This is a genomic window from Virgibacillus siamensis (assembly GCF_900162695.1).
Classification (GTDB): Bacteria; Bacillota; Bacilli; order Bacillales; family Amphibacillaceae; genus Lentibacillus; species Lentibacillus siamensis_A.
Window position 1 is genome coordinate 2,130,689 of sequence record NZ_FUIH01000007.1, and the last position, 15,502, is coordinate 2,146,190.

The 15,502-nt window shown below is 43.0% G+C and carries 13 protein-coding genes and 2 tRNA genes; 10 read left to right on the forward strand and 5 right to left on the reverse strand.

The window, feature by feature from the left end:
- The first annotated feature begins 80 nt into the window (after positions 1-80).
- Positions 81-1,067 carry a 2-hydroxyacid dehydrogenase gene (locus B1K71_RS14460; RefSeq protein WP_077328265.1) on the forward strand — a complete coding sequence of 329 codons (987 nt, stop codon included), beginning with the start codon at positions 81-83 and terminating at the stop codon, positions 1,065-1,067.
- Positions 1,068-1,142: 75 nt separating this feature from the next.
- On the opposite strand, the gene B1K71_RS14465 is transcribed toward B1K71_RS14460, so the two are convergent.
- The 4 genes from B1K71_RS14465 to B1K71_RS14480 form a co-directional block, all read right to left on the reverse strand.
- Positions 1,143-2,330: a M24 family metallopeptidase gene (locus tag B1K71_RS14465; protein ID WP_077328267.1), complete on the reverse strand. Its 1,188-nt coding sequence runs from the start codon at positions 2,328-2,330 to the stop codon at positions 1,143-1,145.
- Between the two features lie 294 nt (positions 2,331-2,624).
- The gene (locus tag B1K71_RS14470; protein ID WP_077328269.1) at positions 2,625-4,034 is read right to left on the reverse strand and encodes an APC family permease; all 1,410 of its coding nucleotides are present in this window, start codon (positions 4,032-4,034) and stop codon (positions 2,625-2,627) included.
- Between the two features lie 73 nt (positions 4,035-4,107).
- On the reverse strand, positions 4,108-5,445 hold the full coding sequence (locus tag B1K71_RS14475) for an aminotransferase family protein (protein WP_077328271.1): 1,338 nt from the start codon (positions 5,443-5,445) through the stop codon (positions 4,108-4,110).
- Positions 5,446-5,714: 269 nt separating this feature from the next.
- Entirely contained in the window at positions 5,715-6,539 is an 825-nt protein-coding gene (locus tag B1K71_RS14480) for an aldo/keto reductase (RefSeq protein WP_077328273.1), read from the reverse strand.
- Positions 6,540-6,691: 152 nt separating this feature from the next.
- Between B1K71_RS14480 and B1K71_RS14485 the strand changes: the two genes are divergently transcribed.
- Positions 6,692-6,767 (forward strand) — tRNA-Thr (locus B1K71_RS14485).
- 10 nt (positions 6,768-6,777) lie between these two features.
- A tRNA-Ser gene (locus B1K71_RS14490) sits at positions 6,778-6,867 on the forward strand.
- Between the two features lie 52 nt (positions 6,868-6,919).
- On the opposite strand, the gene B1K71_RS14495 is transcribed toward B1K71_RS14490, so the two are convergent.
- Positions 6,920-7,684, reverse strand: coding sequence for an alpha/beta hydrolase (locus B1K71_RS14495; protein WP_077328274.1), 765 nt, complete (start codon positions 7,682-7,684; stop codon positions 6,920-6,922).
- A gap of 142 nt (positions 7,685-7,826) precedes the next feature.
- On the opposite strand from B1K71_RS14495, the gene B1K71_RS14500 reads away from it, so the two are divergent.
- The 7 genes from B1K71_RS14500 to B1K71_RS14530 all read left to right on the forward strand — a co-directional run bounded on the left by B1K71_RS14500 (position 7,827) and on the right by B1K71_RS14530 (position 15,428).
- Positions 7,827-8,594 (forward strand): 2-keto-4-pentenoate hydratase, encoded by a 768-nt coding sequence (locus B1K71_RS14500; RefSeq protein WP_077328275.1) that lies wholly within the window; start codon positions 7,827-7,829, stop codon positions 8,592-8,594.
- Between the two features lie 208 nt (positions 8,595-8,802).
- Complete coding sequence (locus B1K71_RS14505) at positions 8,803-9,900, forward strand: branched-chain amino acid aminotransferase (protein WP_077328277.1); 1,098 nt, start codon at positions 8,803-8,805, stop codon at positions 9,898-9,900.
- A gap of 105 nt (positions 9,901-10,005) precedes the next feature.
- Complete coding sequence (locus B1K71_RS14510) at positions 10,006-10,509, forward strand: AMP-binding enzyme (protein ID WP_077328279.1); 504 nt, start codon at positions 10,006-10,008, stop codon at positions 10,507-10,509.
- A 227-nt stretch (positions 10,510-10,736) separates the two neighbouring features.
- On the forward strand, positions 10,737-12,122 hold the full coding sequence (locus B1K71_RS14515) for an MmgE/PrpD family protein (RefSeq protein WP_077328281.1): 1,386 nt from the start codon (positions 10,737-10,739) through the stop codon (positions 12,120-12,122).
- 1 nt (position 12,123) lies between these two features.
- Positions 12,124-12,951: a phosphosulfolactate synthase gene (locus B1K71_RS14520; protein WP_077328283.1), complete on the forward strand. Its 828-nt coding sequence runs from the start codon at positions 12,124-12,126 to the stop codon at positions 12,949-12,951.
- 563 nt (positions 12,952-13,514) lie between these two features.
- On the forward strand, positions 13,515-14,357 hold the full coding sequence (locus tag B1K71_RS14525) for a YitT family protein (RefSeq protein ID WP_077328285.1): 843 nt from the start codon (positions 13,515-13,517) through the stop codon (positions 14,355-14,357).
- Between the two features lie 18 nt (positions 14,358-14,375).
- Positions 14,376-15,428 (forward strand): dipeptidase, encoded by a 1,053-nt coding sequence (locus B1K71_RS14530; RefSeq protein ID WP_077328287.1) that lies wholly within the window; start codon positions 14,376-14,378, stop codon positions 15,426-15,428.
- Positions 15,429-15,502 lie beyond the last annotated feature (74 nt).

Genomic DNA, 15,502 nt, shown 5'->3' on the forward strand with positions numbered 1-15,502 from the left:
TATTATATCTTTCAGTTGACTTTCCTTTGTTATATAGATACGTTTGGATTAAAACTTATTGTTAGAAAAGGATGAGGGCCATGAGGAAGAAGATTCTTGCATATAACCGGGTGGAGAAACCTGTACTGGAACGATTGCAGAAGAAATATGATGTTCAGTTTTTCAAAAATGTAGACACGAACACAGACACCGAATTCCTTGATTTTCTGCAGGAGGCTGAAGGTGCCATCGGATTGGAATTGCCGGTCGACCGTCAGCTGCTGGAACATGCCCCAAACTTGAAAATTATCAGCAACGTTTCAGTCGGGTATAATAACCTCGATCTGGACGCACTTAAAGAAAAAAATGTGATGGCAACCAATACTCCGGGTGTTCTGACAAATACAGTTGCCGATACGGCATTCGGTATTTTAGTTGCCGCAGCAAGACGTATTCCGGAACTTGATTATTATGTAAAGGAAGGTAAATGGGATGTCGAAGCGGTCGGACCGGAACTATTTGGAACGAACGTACACCATAAAACTCTTGGAATTATAGGTATGGGGCGAATCGGCAACGCAATTGCCCAGCGCGGACACTTCGGTTTTGACATGGATATTCTGTATCACAGCCGTTCCAGCAAACCAGAAGCTGAAAAGCAATTTAATGCAAAATATTGTAATCTCGATAAATTACTGGAGGCATCCGATTTTGTTTGTATGATCACACCATTGACGAAACAAACGGAAGGCATGATTGGCAAAGAGGAATTCAAACGCATGAAAAAATCAGCAATTTTTGTCAATGCCTCGAGGGGAAAGACAGTTGTGGAAGAGGATCTCATTGAAGCACTGAAACAAGGTGAAATTGCCGCCGCTGCACTGGATGTTTTCGAACAGGAGCCGATTGATTCTGACAACCCGCTTTTACAAATGAGCAATGTTGTCACCACCCCGCATATCGGTTCATCCACCGTGGAAACGGAGTTGAAAATGTCAGAACTGGCAGCAGATAACCTTGAAGCAGGATTGAATGGCGAAAAACCGCCTAATCTTATTGATGCAAGCGTTTGGGATAACAAGGGGTAGTATGAAGTTTAGCAGAAAGTAAGCTTAAATAGAAAAGCCGCATCACGTTAATCAGCGTGATGCGGCTTTTTATTCTCAGGCAAGCCGTATATTCGGTTTCACGTACAGTTCACGCGGAAAATTGGCAAGAATTGTACATCCTGAATCAGTTACCAGAAAAGATTCGCTGATTTCGACACCCATATTTTCCATCCATATTCCCGGAATCAGGTGGAATGTCATATTAGGCTCCAAAATCGTTCTGTCACCCGGTCTCAGACTTGCCGTATGTTCTCCCCAATCAGGCGGGTAATTGAGACCCATCGAATATCCCATACGTGATTCTTTCTTAATGCCGCTCCGTTCGATCACCCTTCGCCAAATCATTTCAAGTTCCTCACATGAAATACCAGGCTTCACGGCATCAAGCACAGCGTCTATTCCTTCAACAACCACATCCGATACAAATTTCATATCATCTGACGGCTGTCCGATGGCCACTGTTCTTGCCAATGGTGAATGGTACCGCCTGTAGCAGCCGGCAAGCTCAATGATGGCAGGATCTCCATTTTTAAACCTGTCGTCCGTCCAGGTCAGATGGGCTGCTGATGTTTTTTCACCTGTAGGCAGCAAAGGGACAATGGACGGGTAATCCCCTCCAAAATCTTCCGTTCCTCTAATTTGCGCATGTGAAATTGCTGCTACGACATCACACTCGCGAACTCCTTCATTGATCGTTTCAAAAGCCACATGCATAGCCTTTTCAGAAATTTTTGCCGCCTTTTTAATATATTCGATTTCCTGATCCGATTTAATAATTCGTACCCAGTTTACCATGTTTGTGCCATCTTTAAACTTTGCATCCGGAAGACCTTGTGTCAGTTGCATATAGGATCTTGCCGTAAAGTAATATGCATCAAGTTCCACCGCAATTGTCTGCTTATCCCGATTTCTTTCTTTTAATAAATCACAAACGAAATCCATAGGGTGCCTGACTGCCGATTGTACATAATGATCACCATAAGGTATTATATGTCCGCCATCAAGCCATGTCGTATGCTCGGCGGCACTCGCATCCTGGCCGCGGCCTACCCATATCGGCTGTTCCTCATCAAGCATCACAATGAGCATTTGATGTACATAAAAGGACCATGCATCATATCCGGTCAAATAGTTCATATTCGCGGGATCAGTGATCATCAGCATATCAACCCCCGCATCCAACATACGCTGTTTCGTGCCAGCCATCCTCTCCTTAAATTCCGAAACAGTAAATGTTAACATAATCATCACTTCCTTCAATCATTCTTCCAAGCGACTTTATGAAAGCGGTTACTCAATTTGCATGCAGATTCCTATAGTGGTATTTGACAACTTTTATAAAAAATAAACTACTTTCTATAGTAAATGTGGCATATATAAGAAATGGTACACGAAAAAAACTTGTCGATTGTCGACATTGTCTTTACTATATAATACTCCTTTATTGGTGAAATTGTCAATAATAATTGTATTATTTTAAATCTTTTCGCAATGAATGAGCGATGTCCTAATTTGAACATCACTCATTCTTTTTTACTATGCGATTCGGTCAATTTCTTTTTTCATATGTTCATCGGCATATTTTTTTCCATATTTATTAACCGAATACTTATACAATATCAATCCTAAAACAGCCCACAAACCTATTATTACCCATTCATACGGCCAAGCCAGTGCTGAAGGCATTCCCGGCATATAAAGCACCGATATTCCTATCGTCATAGCAATTGCAATCCAGCCGATTGTTGCGCCGCCGGGGAGCTTAAGCGGCCGTTTCATTTCCGGTGCCCTCTTACGTAATATAACGAAGGATACTGCCACCATCAGCCAAGCTACAACGAGGCCAAGTCCTCCTGCATTGACCAGCCATACAAGTGCTGGACGTCCAAATAGCGGAGCAATTACTGAGAAAAACCCAATCAGCAAAATTGCTTTGTACGGTGTTTTATATTTCGCATGTAGTTCACCAAGGCTTTTAGGAAGCATCCCGGCATTTGCCAGTGCATAAATGGCTCTGCTGCCGCCGACATAAAATCCGATCCAACTGGTTAAAATACCGCCAATTCCGCCAAGCACAAGAATATTCCCCATCATCCGGCTGTCACCAAATGCTTTTGCCATCGCATCTGCAGTCACCAGATTCGAGTCAGCCAATTCAGATGGATTCAATATACGAGACACACCAAAAATAACAGCAATATACCAAGCAATTGCCAAGATAACCGAAATAATCAGAAGCTGGCCGATGCGCTTCTGTTTCAAATTTATTTCTTCAGCTGCCTGCGGGATAACGTCAAATCCGACGAACATGAACGGTGTCATAATGATTACTGTCAGCAGCCCGGCAATCCCTTCTTCAAACAGCGGCTGCATATTTTGTGCGTTCCCGCCGATGGTACTGCCTGTTATCAGCAGCAGACCAGCAATCAATATTAGCAATGTAAGGATAAATGAAATTACTGTTGTCAATTTAATACCGCGATAATTTATCCACGTAATAATAATCGAACCAATAATCCCGACGCCTGCCCATGTAATGGTTACGTCCCAACCGGCTATTGTGTATAATTTCCCCATACTATAACCCGGAACGAGATAATCAAAAACGGTCGGAAGGGCAACTGCTTCAAAAGCCACGACTGATACATACCCGAGTATAATCGCCCAGGTTGTTATAAAGGAAGCAATCCTGCCCATTGCTTTATAACTGTACACATGCTCCCCGCCTGCAAGTGGCAGGGCTGAGGACAATTCAGCGTATGTCAACCCGACAAAAATGACAAGTATCCCGCCGATGGCAAAAGCTAAAATAGCACCAAGTGAACCTGCCTCCGTAATCCAAAGTCCGGTCGTTACCACCCATCCCCAGCCAATCATCGCACCAAACGCCAGTGCGAGCACATCTTTGTTCCCAAGTATTTTCAGCAATTTTTGTTCGTCATCCATGTTACATCCCCCCAACGGTTAAGTGATTTTATGATTAAACAATATGCTTGTTTGACCGAAAATATTTTGATTGTCACAGTTTGAGTTCATTTTGCACAGCTAAAATGGCATCATAAAGTTTTTCAACCAATGTGCTAACCTGCTCCTGATTGATAATAATTGGCGGGGCAAAACAAATGATATCCGTGTTTTCATATGTAACCGGACGGCAGATGACACCCCGCCTGTACAGTTCCTCAATCACATTTGGGGCAACCTTCAAATCAGCCGCAAAACGTTCATTTGTCTCGGGATTCCGTACCAGTTCAACAGCACCAAGCATCCCCTTAGCCCGAACATCTCCAACAAATTTCAATTTCTGTTTGATATCCTTGAATCCCTGTAAAAGGATTTCTCCCATTTTCCGTGCATTTTCCACCAGGTCTTCCTGTTCCATGATTTCAATATTTTTCAGTGCTACCGCAGCTGCAGTTGGGTGGCCGCTATACGTAAAACCATGAAACAGTGTTCCTTTTGACTTTCGTTTAAGCACGTCATGTACGTGATCAGAAACAACGACACCGCCAAGCGGCACATAACCACTCGTTACACCTTTCGCAAACGTCATCAGGTCCGGCTGAAGATCCCAATTTTCCACACCGAACATTTTTCCCGTCCGTCCAAAGCCGGTAATAATTTCGTCGGCAATGAACAAGATTCCATATTCATCACAAACTTTTTGTACTTCTTTCAAGTAATCATCCGGCGGAATCAGGACACCTCCTGCTCCCTGTATAGGCTCAACCATAAATGCCGCTACTTTTTCCTGTCCTTCTTTTTCAATCATGTCACGTAATGAAGCAGTTGCACTATTTGTACTTCCTCCATATGGGGTGTCTGCATGGACAAAGTCGGTCATCATATGGCCGGCCATCCCCCAAAATTCGGGAATACCAGTTGCGCTTGTTGATGCTGCGGCGACACCGTGGTATCCCCGCTTTAATGATATAATTTTTCGGCGTTCCGGCTGCCCCTGTATTTTCCAGAAATGTCGTGCCAATTTAATTGCCGAGTCATTCGCTTCCGAACCACCTGAAGCAAAAAAGACCGCATTTAAATGGGCTGGTGTAATGGATGCTATTTTTGCAGCCAATTCAATAGCGGGTTCGTGACTGAACGTTGAAAATGCTGAACTGAATGCGAGCTTTTTCATTTGAGCCGCTGCTGCATCCGCAAGTTCCTCCCTGCCGTGTCCAATATTGACATTCCATAATGAAGACATCGCATCAATGAATGCGTTTCCATTTTTATCGTACAAATAGACGCCCTCTCCTTTTTCCATGATCACTTTTGGTCCGTTTTCCTGCTGCTGTTGAATGGATGACGTCGGATGGATGAAGTGCCGTTTATCCAGTTCAATTAAATCTTTCATTCAGATTCCTCCTTGAAAATTTCTTAGTATTCTTGTTTGCTAATGAAAAAACCAGCAATATGAACAGACAAATTCCCAATTTGCCTTTCGTTCATATAACTGGTTTATATCCAAGCAACTGCCTTATTTCATCAACAAGGTCAATCAGATTTTGCAGTTATTTTTATTAAATTATTGTAAATTTACCAAAAATGTGATGATTGGTCAAAGGGTTTTTCGAAAAAATTCAGATGTGACGAAAATAATACCCTTAAATGAAGCGTATCGAATTAAAAGTCATCCGGATTGGAACCGCTTCGATCATTGATGTTTAATGCGCTGATCTGTGCCATTTCTTCATTGGACAGCGAAAAATCAAATATATCCGCATTCTCAATGATGCGCTGTTCATGAATCGATTTTGGAATAGTGATTACGTTTGTCTGTATATCCCATCGCAAAATAACCTGTGCGACCGATTTTTGATACTTTTGGGCAATTTTTGTGATGACCGGCTCATTCAAAAGTTGTCCCCGTTTTAATGGCGACCATGCTTCAAGCTGAATATTTTCTTTGCTGCAAAAGTCTCTTAATTCCACTTGGGTCAAGTGCGGATGATATTCCACCTGATTGATGACAGGTTTCTCATAACTGTTTTCCAGCAGATTTTTTAAGTGATGGACATGGAAATTACTGACACCAATCGCACGGACTCTGCTGTCCTGGTAAAGTTTTTCAAGTGCTTTCCACGTTTCATGGAATTTCCCGCTGACCGGCCAATGAATAAGATACAAGTCCAAATAATCTGTTCCCAATTTTTCAAGGCTGGCATCAAATGCTTTTAATGTATTGTTAAATCCCTGCTGATCGTTCCACACTTTAGATGTAATGAAAAGTTTTTCCCTCGGGATACCGGATTCCCGAATACCTTGTCCGACACCACGTTCGTTATCATAAAAAGATGCCGTATCAATAGACCGATACCCATGCTTAATTGCCGTTTTTACCGAATGGATAACCGTCTCACCATCTTCCACCTTATAAACACCAAGACCAAATCCCGGTATCTTTACCCCGTTATGCAATGTAACCATATCCTGCAAACTATTTATCATATAACATGCCTCCTCAGGTGCCTGGCACCATCGTTTCTACCACTATGGTATCTTACTATTTGGTCTTCTCCAAATAGTGCTGGATAATTTTGTTGGTGCTCACCCCTTGATGAATTTCCGAAAAAGGAGTATTATTCTCTATGGAACATTTTGCTGGTGTAGCACAGTTGGCAGTGCACGTCACTCGTAATGACGGGGTCGGAGGTTCGAATCCTCTCACCAGCACCATCCATAAATTGGAGAAGTACCCAAGTCCGGCTGAAGGGGACGCACTCGAAATGCGTTAGGGCGTGTAAGCGTCGCGTGGGTTCGAATCCCACCTTCTCCTTTTCACAGAAAGCCAGTATGCTGTCACATCGCAGCGTACTGGCTTTTTTACATTATTCCGAGCGCAACCGGTTCACAAATGCCACACATTTTTCTGCTATCAATTCTTTATCATTATCCAACGTTGCTACATGGTAACTGTTCTCCAATTCTATCAGTTCACGATCCTCCGATGAAATAGAGTCATAGATCTCCTGTGAATTTTTCGGTGGTACAACATGGTCTGTGATTGACGAAAAAACCAGAGCAGGAGCGGTTATTTTTTCCAAATTGCCGCGAACAATCATAGACAACGTGATTATTTCCTTCATTGACTTCACTGGTGTTTTAGCGTAAGCAAGCTCTTCAATGCCTTCTTTCTTAATATCCGAACCGATTCCATCCACGAATCTGGTTTCCGTATCTTTGAGCGACTCGTATGTTTCAATCAAGTCTGGCATATGAATCGCGGCATTGATCGGCATAATCCCCTTTATCCTTCCAGCATCAGCATGTTCAGCCACATACAGTGTTAGTGTGCCGCCCATGGAAAGACCCGTTACAAAAATCTCATCGCACGTTTTATTCAGCACTTCCAGGCCTTCCCCAACTGATTTAATCCATTCCCTGTATTCCGACTGCTCCATTTCTTCCGGTGCAGTTCCATGTCCTTTTAATCTTGGCCCGTACACCGTAAAACCTTCATCGGCCAGTCTTTCCCCCAAAAAGCGCATACTTTGTGTGGATCCGGTGAATCCATGAATGACGAGGACCCCTGTATGGTTTCCCTGATAATAAAAATCTTCCGCTTCCTTCATCACTTCAAATGAATCAGACATACTTTTCCTCCATTCAACTATATGTTAAAAATATTCTATCATATTGTGCCATCGCTATGCCTAATTAAGCGATTCTATTACATGCAGATGTTTTATATCTGATATAATGACAGTCAAACATTATAAATTGAGGTGTTCAACAATGGCCAATACAGCTAAACTTGCCGAAACATTATTCAGTGCTTTTCATCATTGCGAACCGATATCCAAAGATGATGTCCCAAAAGACCTTAGCAGCAGTGAAGCATATGAGATCCAGCATTTGCTGACGGAATTAAAAGCGACACAAAATCAGGACAATCTGGCAGGCTACAAAATAAGCCTGACAAGCAAAGAAACACAACAATTATTTGATTCCACCACACCACTGTATGGTGCATTAACAACGACCAGTATTTCAGAAGGTACAATTGAACTGGATAAAATGCTGTCACCGCTTATTGAAATTGAGCTAATGTTTATGGCAAACGAGGATTTAACCGTCTCCGATAACCGTGAGTCCATACTCCGAAAAACGAGCATTGCTCCTGGACTGGAAATTCCGGACTCCCGATTTACTGACTGGTTTCCGAAAACAAGCATGGGGCAGGTCATAGCGGACAGTGCGGTTGCCGGAAAAATAACAGTCGGTGAACTAGTGAACGGCATGACTTATGAACAGCTTGGCGGGATTAACGCTGAACTGACCCTGGATGGTGAAAAAATAGCGGAAGGGCCATCCACTGAAGTGCTCGGCAATCCTGTGCATGCTGTAGAATGGCTGATTCAGGAACTGGCAAAGAGCGGTCATGCCATTGAAAAAGGAATGATCATTTCTGCCGGCACCTTCATCCTGCCAAAAACATTGCAAAAAGGAGTCTATCACGTTCAGTTTGATAAACTTGGAGAATTAACCCTGAATGTCATCTGATAATATCAGCAATTCGCGGTCACAAAACCCATTGTGACCGCTTTTTTAACAACACTCTAATATTTTTCGACAAAATTCGGGTAGTGCCGCGCACCTGTAGAAGTACAATTTTTCATTAAATTTGAAACTTTTGGCGTTTATCCATTGCAAAATGTGGCAATATGAATTATCATAGATATTAAATTTTTACACCGAGGGGGCTAACAACATGGAAGATCGGTCCATTCAAGTCAATCTTTCTGCAACTAGAAAGGAAAAACCGAAATCAGAAGAATTACAGTTTGGAAGAACGTTTACGGACCATATGTTTGTCATGGATTATTCAGAACCTGAAGGATGGCATGATCCTCGAATTGTGCCGTACCAGAAGCTTGAGGTCGATCCATCAGCCATGGTATTTCACTACGGTCAGTCAGTTTTCGAAGGGCTGAAAGCATATCTATCGCCAACTGGCGAACCACAACTGTTTCGCCCGCAAAAAAATATGCAGCGGATTAATCATTCGAATGACCGCCTTTGTATTCCGCGGATTGACGAGGAATTTGCCTTAAGTGCAATTCAGCAGCTTGTTGAACTGGAAAAGGACTGGATTCCGAAAGCTGAAGGAACATCGCTTTATATCCGCCCATTTATTATTTCCACCGAACCATATATCGGTGTTGCACCATCACGTCATTATAAGTTTATGATTATACTTTCTCCAGTGGGCCAGTATTATAAAGAAGGAATCAATCCGGTTAAAATTGCTGTAGAAAACCAATATGTCCGTACGGTAAAGGGCGGAACAGGTGAAGCCAAAACCGGCGGAAACTATGCAGCCAGTCTAAAAGCACAGGAACTTGTTTCAGGCAGCGGATTTGCACAGGTTTTGTGGCTCGATGGCGTTGAAAAGAAGTATATCGAAGAAGTCGGCAGCATGAACGTATTTTTCAAGATTGATGGAGAAATTGTTACCCCTGCATTGAATGGAAGTATTTTAGAAGGTGTAACGCGAAACTCGGTAATCGCCCTTCTGAATCATTGGAATATCCCAGTAAATGAGCGGAGGGTCTCCATGGAAGAACTGCAGCAGGCCCATAAAGATGGGCTGCTGGAAGAAGCATTCGGTTCCGGTACAGCTGCGGTCATCTCCCCTATTGGCCAGTTAACCCTGGATGGAGAAGACATGGTCATCAACAACCGTGAAACAGGACCGGTTGCGAAAAAGCTGTATGACACCTTGACCGGCATTCAATATGGAAAAATCGAGGATCCATTTGACTGGATTGTTCCCGTCAAATCCCATACCTTTTCCAAAGCACAATAGCAAAAACTCCCGGTTGCTTACTTGTACCGGGAGTTTTCCATTTTTATTGATTAAAACGCTTTCAGACTTGTGCTATAATGGTAGTTAGCAAAGGGGAGTTTATATATGAGCGAGACGGAAGTACGTGTTGTAAATGAATTTGGGCAGGATGTTGCACACAATGGCGAGGAAATCGGTGAAGTCATTGTCAAAAGCCCAAGTGTTATAAATAGCAGTAAAAGGGCAGATCAGACAATTGTTAATGGCTGGCTCCATACTGGTGATATGGGTACAATTGATGAAAACGGCAGCATACGGATTGTGAATAAAAAGGCAGTGCCGGAAACAGATAAACATGTGTCAACCGTTGAAGTGGAAGGTATTTTTTATGAACACCCGGCTGTTCAGGAAGTAGCGGTTCTTGCCCGTCCGGACAAAGCCCTCGGCGAAGTGCTGCACGCGATTGTTGTGCTTCACGATGGCAAATCCGCATCCGAACAGGAACTGCTCGAATATGTCAAAGAAAAATTGGAACCTGCCAGTTGTCCAAAGTCCATTACATTAATGGATGAATTGCCAAAAACTCCAAGCGGAAAAATTCAAAAGATCAAATTGCGTGAATCTGTCTGAAAACAAAATTCATATATCTATAATGCTTGCATGGCTGTTACCAGTCTGCAGGCTTTTTTTATGGCTAAAATTATCTTATCACATATTATAAGTATTTAATATCATATTTTCAGTATTAAATAATTTATTTTTATCACTATTGTGTATAACATAATAAGTGAAGAAAGCAAGAGATCTTGTTTTCAGTTCCCAATTGGCCAAAGGGAAATTATTTGGAGGTGATTCACATGTCAAATCAACGCACAATGGTGGAACAGCTTGCAGATTGGGCGCATGATGTCCGCTGGGAAGATCTTTCCCGGGAGGCAATGCAGGCGTTAAAAGGCCGCATGCTTGATTCCGTTGGCTGTGCAATCGGAGCTTTGGAAGGAAAACCGGTCGAAAATATTCGCCGGATGACGAAAGATTTCGGAGGAGAACCGCTTGTCACATTAATTGGCGGCGGAAAAACGACACCGGATTATGCAACACTTTACAATGGTGCTGCAGTACGGTACCTGGATTTTAATGATTCATATCTTGCAAAAAATGAAACCGGACATCCGTCCGACAATATAGCACCGGTTCTGGCAGCTGCCGAATATGCCGATGCAGATGGCCGCGAATTTCTGCCGGCTCTGGCCCTTGCCTATCAGGTACAGTGCCGATTATCAGATGTTGCACCAGTCAGGGATCACGGATTTGACCATACCGTTCAAGGTGAATATGGTGCCGCAGTTGGCGCAGCAAGGGCAATGGGACTTAACAGCAGTCAGATTGCCAATGCAGCATCCATCGCCGGAACCGGCTATAATTCACTGCGCGTTACACGGACCGGTGAGCTGTCCAACTGGAAAGGTCTTGCTTACCCTAATACAGCAATGGGAGCAGTTCATGCTGCGATGCTTGCCAAATATGGAATAACAGGTCCACGTGAAGTTTTTGAAGGAAACAAAGGATTTATGGACACCATCGCGGGAAATTTCGAGCTGGATTGGACCAAGGAAAATCTTGAACGTGTCACGGAAACAATCATTAAACGGTTTAATGCGGAAATTCATTCACAGTCGTCCATTGAAGGATTGCTTGAGCTGCGTGATCGTGAACAAATCAAACCGCAAGATATTAAAGCGATTCGTCTAACCACTTTTGATGTCGCCTATAACATCATTGGGGGCGGCGAAGAAGGTGGCAAAAAACTTATCCGATATAAAGAAGAAGCAGACCATTCGCTGCCATATATGCTTGCAGCAGCTTACCTGGATGGCCAAGTAATGCCGGAACAATATGATCCTGAACGCATTTCCCGAGACGACATCCAGCAGTTACTGAAAAAAGTGGATGTAAAGCCGAGTGAAGCATACAGTGACCGTTTTCCGGATGAAATGGCAAGCCGTATTGAACTGGAAACAAACGACGGGCATATTTTTGACATTGAAAAACATGATTATCAAGGATTCAAGACACAGCCGGCAAGCTGGGATGTGCTGATGGAAAAATATAACGGTTTAACTCGAAAAATAGACAGTGAATTAGCGGCGCAAATTGCTGATAAAATTCAAAATCTGGAAAATGTGAAAATCAGCGAACTAACCGAATTACTTGGTCAGGTAAAAATCAAGGAGGATGAGTAAAATGGCAAATGAAAGAGCTTTTCAACAAATCCGTATGAATAAACGTCAGGAAAAACCACGCACAAAAGGGGTTACTGAAATTCGCGGACCTTATTATGCTGTCATGGGGAAACGTTATTTACAGGATATTTTAGAAACCATGGGTGATTATGTAGACATTCTGAAATTCTCCGGTGGATCGTTCACCTTGTATCGCGAAGAGCAATTGAAGGAACTGCTTGATCTGGCACATCACTATAATGTTAAGGTCTCTACAGGCGGATTCATCGAAACTGTGCTGACACAGGGACCAGAAGCCGTAGATCATTATATTAGTGAATGCAGGCGGGTCGGCTTTGACATCATTGAAATCTCAACCGGCTTTATCACCATGCCTGTCGATGATATTGTACGGCTGGTTGAAAAGGTACAAAAAGCCGGACTTCTTGCCAAACCGGAAATTGGCGTACAATTTGGCTCTGGCGGTACCAACTCAGTTGAACAAAACGAAGCAATGGGCATTACCGATCCGTCACAGGCAATTGAAGTCGGCAAACGCTGCCTTGATGCCGGTGCCTATATGCTCATGATTGAATCAGAAGGAATTACCGAGAGCGTCCGTGAATGGCGCACCGGAATCGCCACACAATTCGCTCGTGAACTTGGCACAGAAAACGTTATGTTTGAGGCTGCAGATCCGGATGTTTTTGCATGGTATATCAAAAACTACGGACCTGAAATCAACGTTTTCGTCGACCACAGCCAGATTGTGCAGCTTGAAGGACTGCGCCGCGGCATCTGGGGCACAAATGACTTGTGGGGCCGTGTCCTTACCTTTGACGGCAAATAATAGAATACTGGATAATTCTAAAACCGGGCATGCAGCATGCCCGGTTTTTTTGTTTTGTGCGAAGTATTATCTCTTTTTGCTGATTTTCCCATCAAAATTTTCGATCCATTACAAGTTCGAAGGTTCGGGAGAGAATTTGCACGTTTGCCTGGCTGGTTCGCACGTTTACGCAGGCAGGATTTATATCCATTCGAAAACCCGGCAGCCATATCCAGATGCCGGGTTATTGTTGGTACGTTTATTAGTTCAAATTCAAAGCTAAGGTGGCTAGCACAAATGCTACGAGGGGTATATACCACAGTATATCCACTGATCTCCGCTTAGCTGTATTTCCTTTACCTTTCATAAAGAAATACCCCCTGTCTAAAAATCAGTATATGTTTTATAACAAAGTATAGTTTAGTATGGATATCCAAAAATAGCAATACCTTTTTAGGTTTTTTTATAAAAAATTTTCATTGCAGTTAAAAGACTGTTTTATCGCCTCTGAATAAGGTAACATTTAATTATGGACGGCTTATCAAAGTGCGTATCTGCATCACGATAAGGGGAGGAATTATGATATGCTGAACAGAACAGCCAAAGACGTACTGCTTATTATAATTGGATCGTTTATTTTTGCAATCGGGGTCAATTATTTTGCCATTCCGAATCGGTTATCGGAAGGCGGTGTAATTGGTATTACCATCGTTACATATTACCTGTTTGAATGGTCGCCGGGGATTGTCAATTTTATTCTGAATAGTTTATTACTTGCCATCGGTTATAAATTTTTTACCAAACGTATAACGCTGTACACGATTATTTCCATCCTTTTCTCATCCCTGTTTCTTCATATTACCGTAGACTGGGGAAAAGCAATTAACGGGGACACGCTTTTGGCGGCACTTTTTGCCGGGCTGACGGTCGGTATCGGGCTTGGGCTCATTTTCAGATCAGGCGGAACATCAGGTGGTTCAGCAATTCTGGCACGGATGGCTAATCAGCTGCTTGGATGGAGTATTGGAAAAGGGATGCTGGTGATTGATATTCTTGTCATCGCGGGATCGGCTTTTATTATCGGACAGGAAAAAGCTATGTATACGCTTGTTTCCGTTTATCTTGGTGCAAAAGTAATCGATGTTATTGTCGAGGGTGCCAATGAGCGGACATCCGTACTGATCATATCAAGTCATCCAAATGAAGTACTTGATCAGGTAACCAATAAAATGGCTCGCGGTATCACGGTCCTTGAAGGCCGCGGCGGTTATTCCCAGGTTGATAAGGAAGTATTGTATCTCGTCATCAATAAACAGGAAATAGTCCAATTGAAAAAGATCATGGAAGATATTGATCCAAATGCCTATGTAACGGTTCACAGTGTTCAGGAAATCTTCCGAAAAGGCTATAAAGGTGCAAAACAATAACATGTAAAGGAGCTTTTTATGACAAATTTTCCAGTATTCGACGGACATAATGACACACTTTTACGACTTTATTTTTCCGAAAATGAGAATGAGCAATCCTTTTTTGATGAAACGGGCTTTCATATTGATATGACAAAGGCGAAAAAGGGAGAGTTCGGCGGCGGTTTCTTCGCGATGTTTACGCCAAATGAAAATTATGAAGTGGAGCCAGAGGATTACATGACGGATGACGGTTACGATGTTCCACTTCCACCGCAAATCAGTCATGAAGCTGCCCTTCGCCATACAAACGCCTTGGCGGCAAAGCTCATAAAAACTGAAAAAGAATCGAAAGGTGCTTTCAAAATAGTACGAACTGCGAATGAGCTGACACACTGTCTGGAAAATAACATAATTGCAGCTATTTTTCATATGGAAGGTGCAGAGGCAATTGATACAGATTTTGATGCCCTCCACGTTCTTCATCAGGCTGGGCTGCGTTCGCTCGGCATCGTCTGGAGCCGGCAGAACGTTTTCGGTGAAGGGGTTCCGTTCCGGTATCCATCCTCCCCTGATATCGGGGCTGGATTAACAGATGCAGGTAAACAACTTGTACGGGAATGCAATCGGCTGGGGATTATGATTGATAATACACACCTGAATGAAAAAGGGTTTTGGGATGTAGTAAAACTGACAGATGCACCGCTTGTTGCCACCCATTCCAATGTACATGCAATTTGCCCGATTTCCCGGAATCTGACTGATAAACAGCTGGCAGCAATTCAGGAGTCCAATGGTGTCGCCGGAATCAATTATGCGGTGAACATGCTTCGGGAAGACGGTGGACTTGGCACCGACATTCCACTTGATAAAATTGTCCGTCATATTGCATATATAGCAGAAAAGTTCGGAGTAGATCATGTCGCGCTTGGATCAGATTTTGACGGCACCGCCATTCCGGATGAATTGCAAAATGCTGCCGGATTGCCAAAATTAACGGATCGACTTAAGGCATACGGTTTTCATGACGACGAACTGCGTAAAATCACCCATCAAAACTGGGAGCGTGTCCTGCGTGATACATGGAAGTAAACCAAAAGCGCAAGTGCCCGTTTAGCAAGTATATTATGAAACTTTATTCAGTGGTGGTTCCCCACTGAATATGA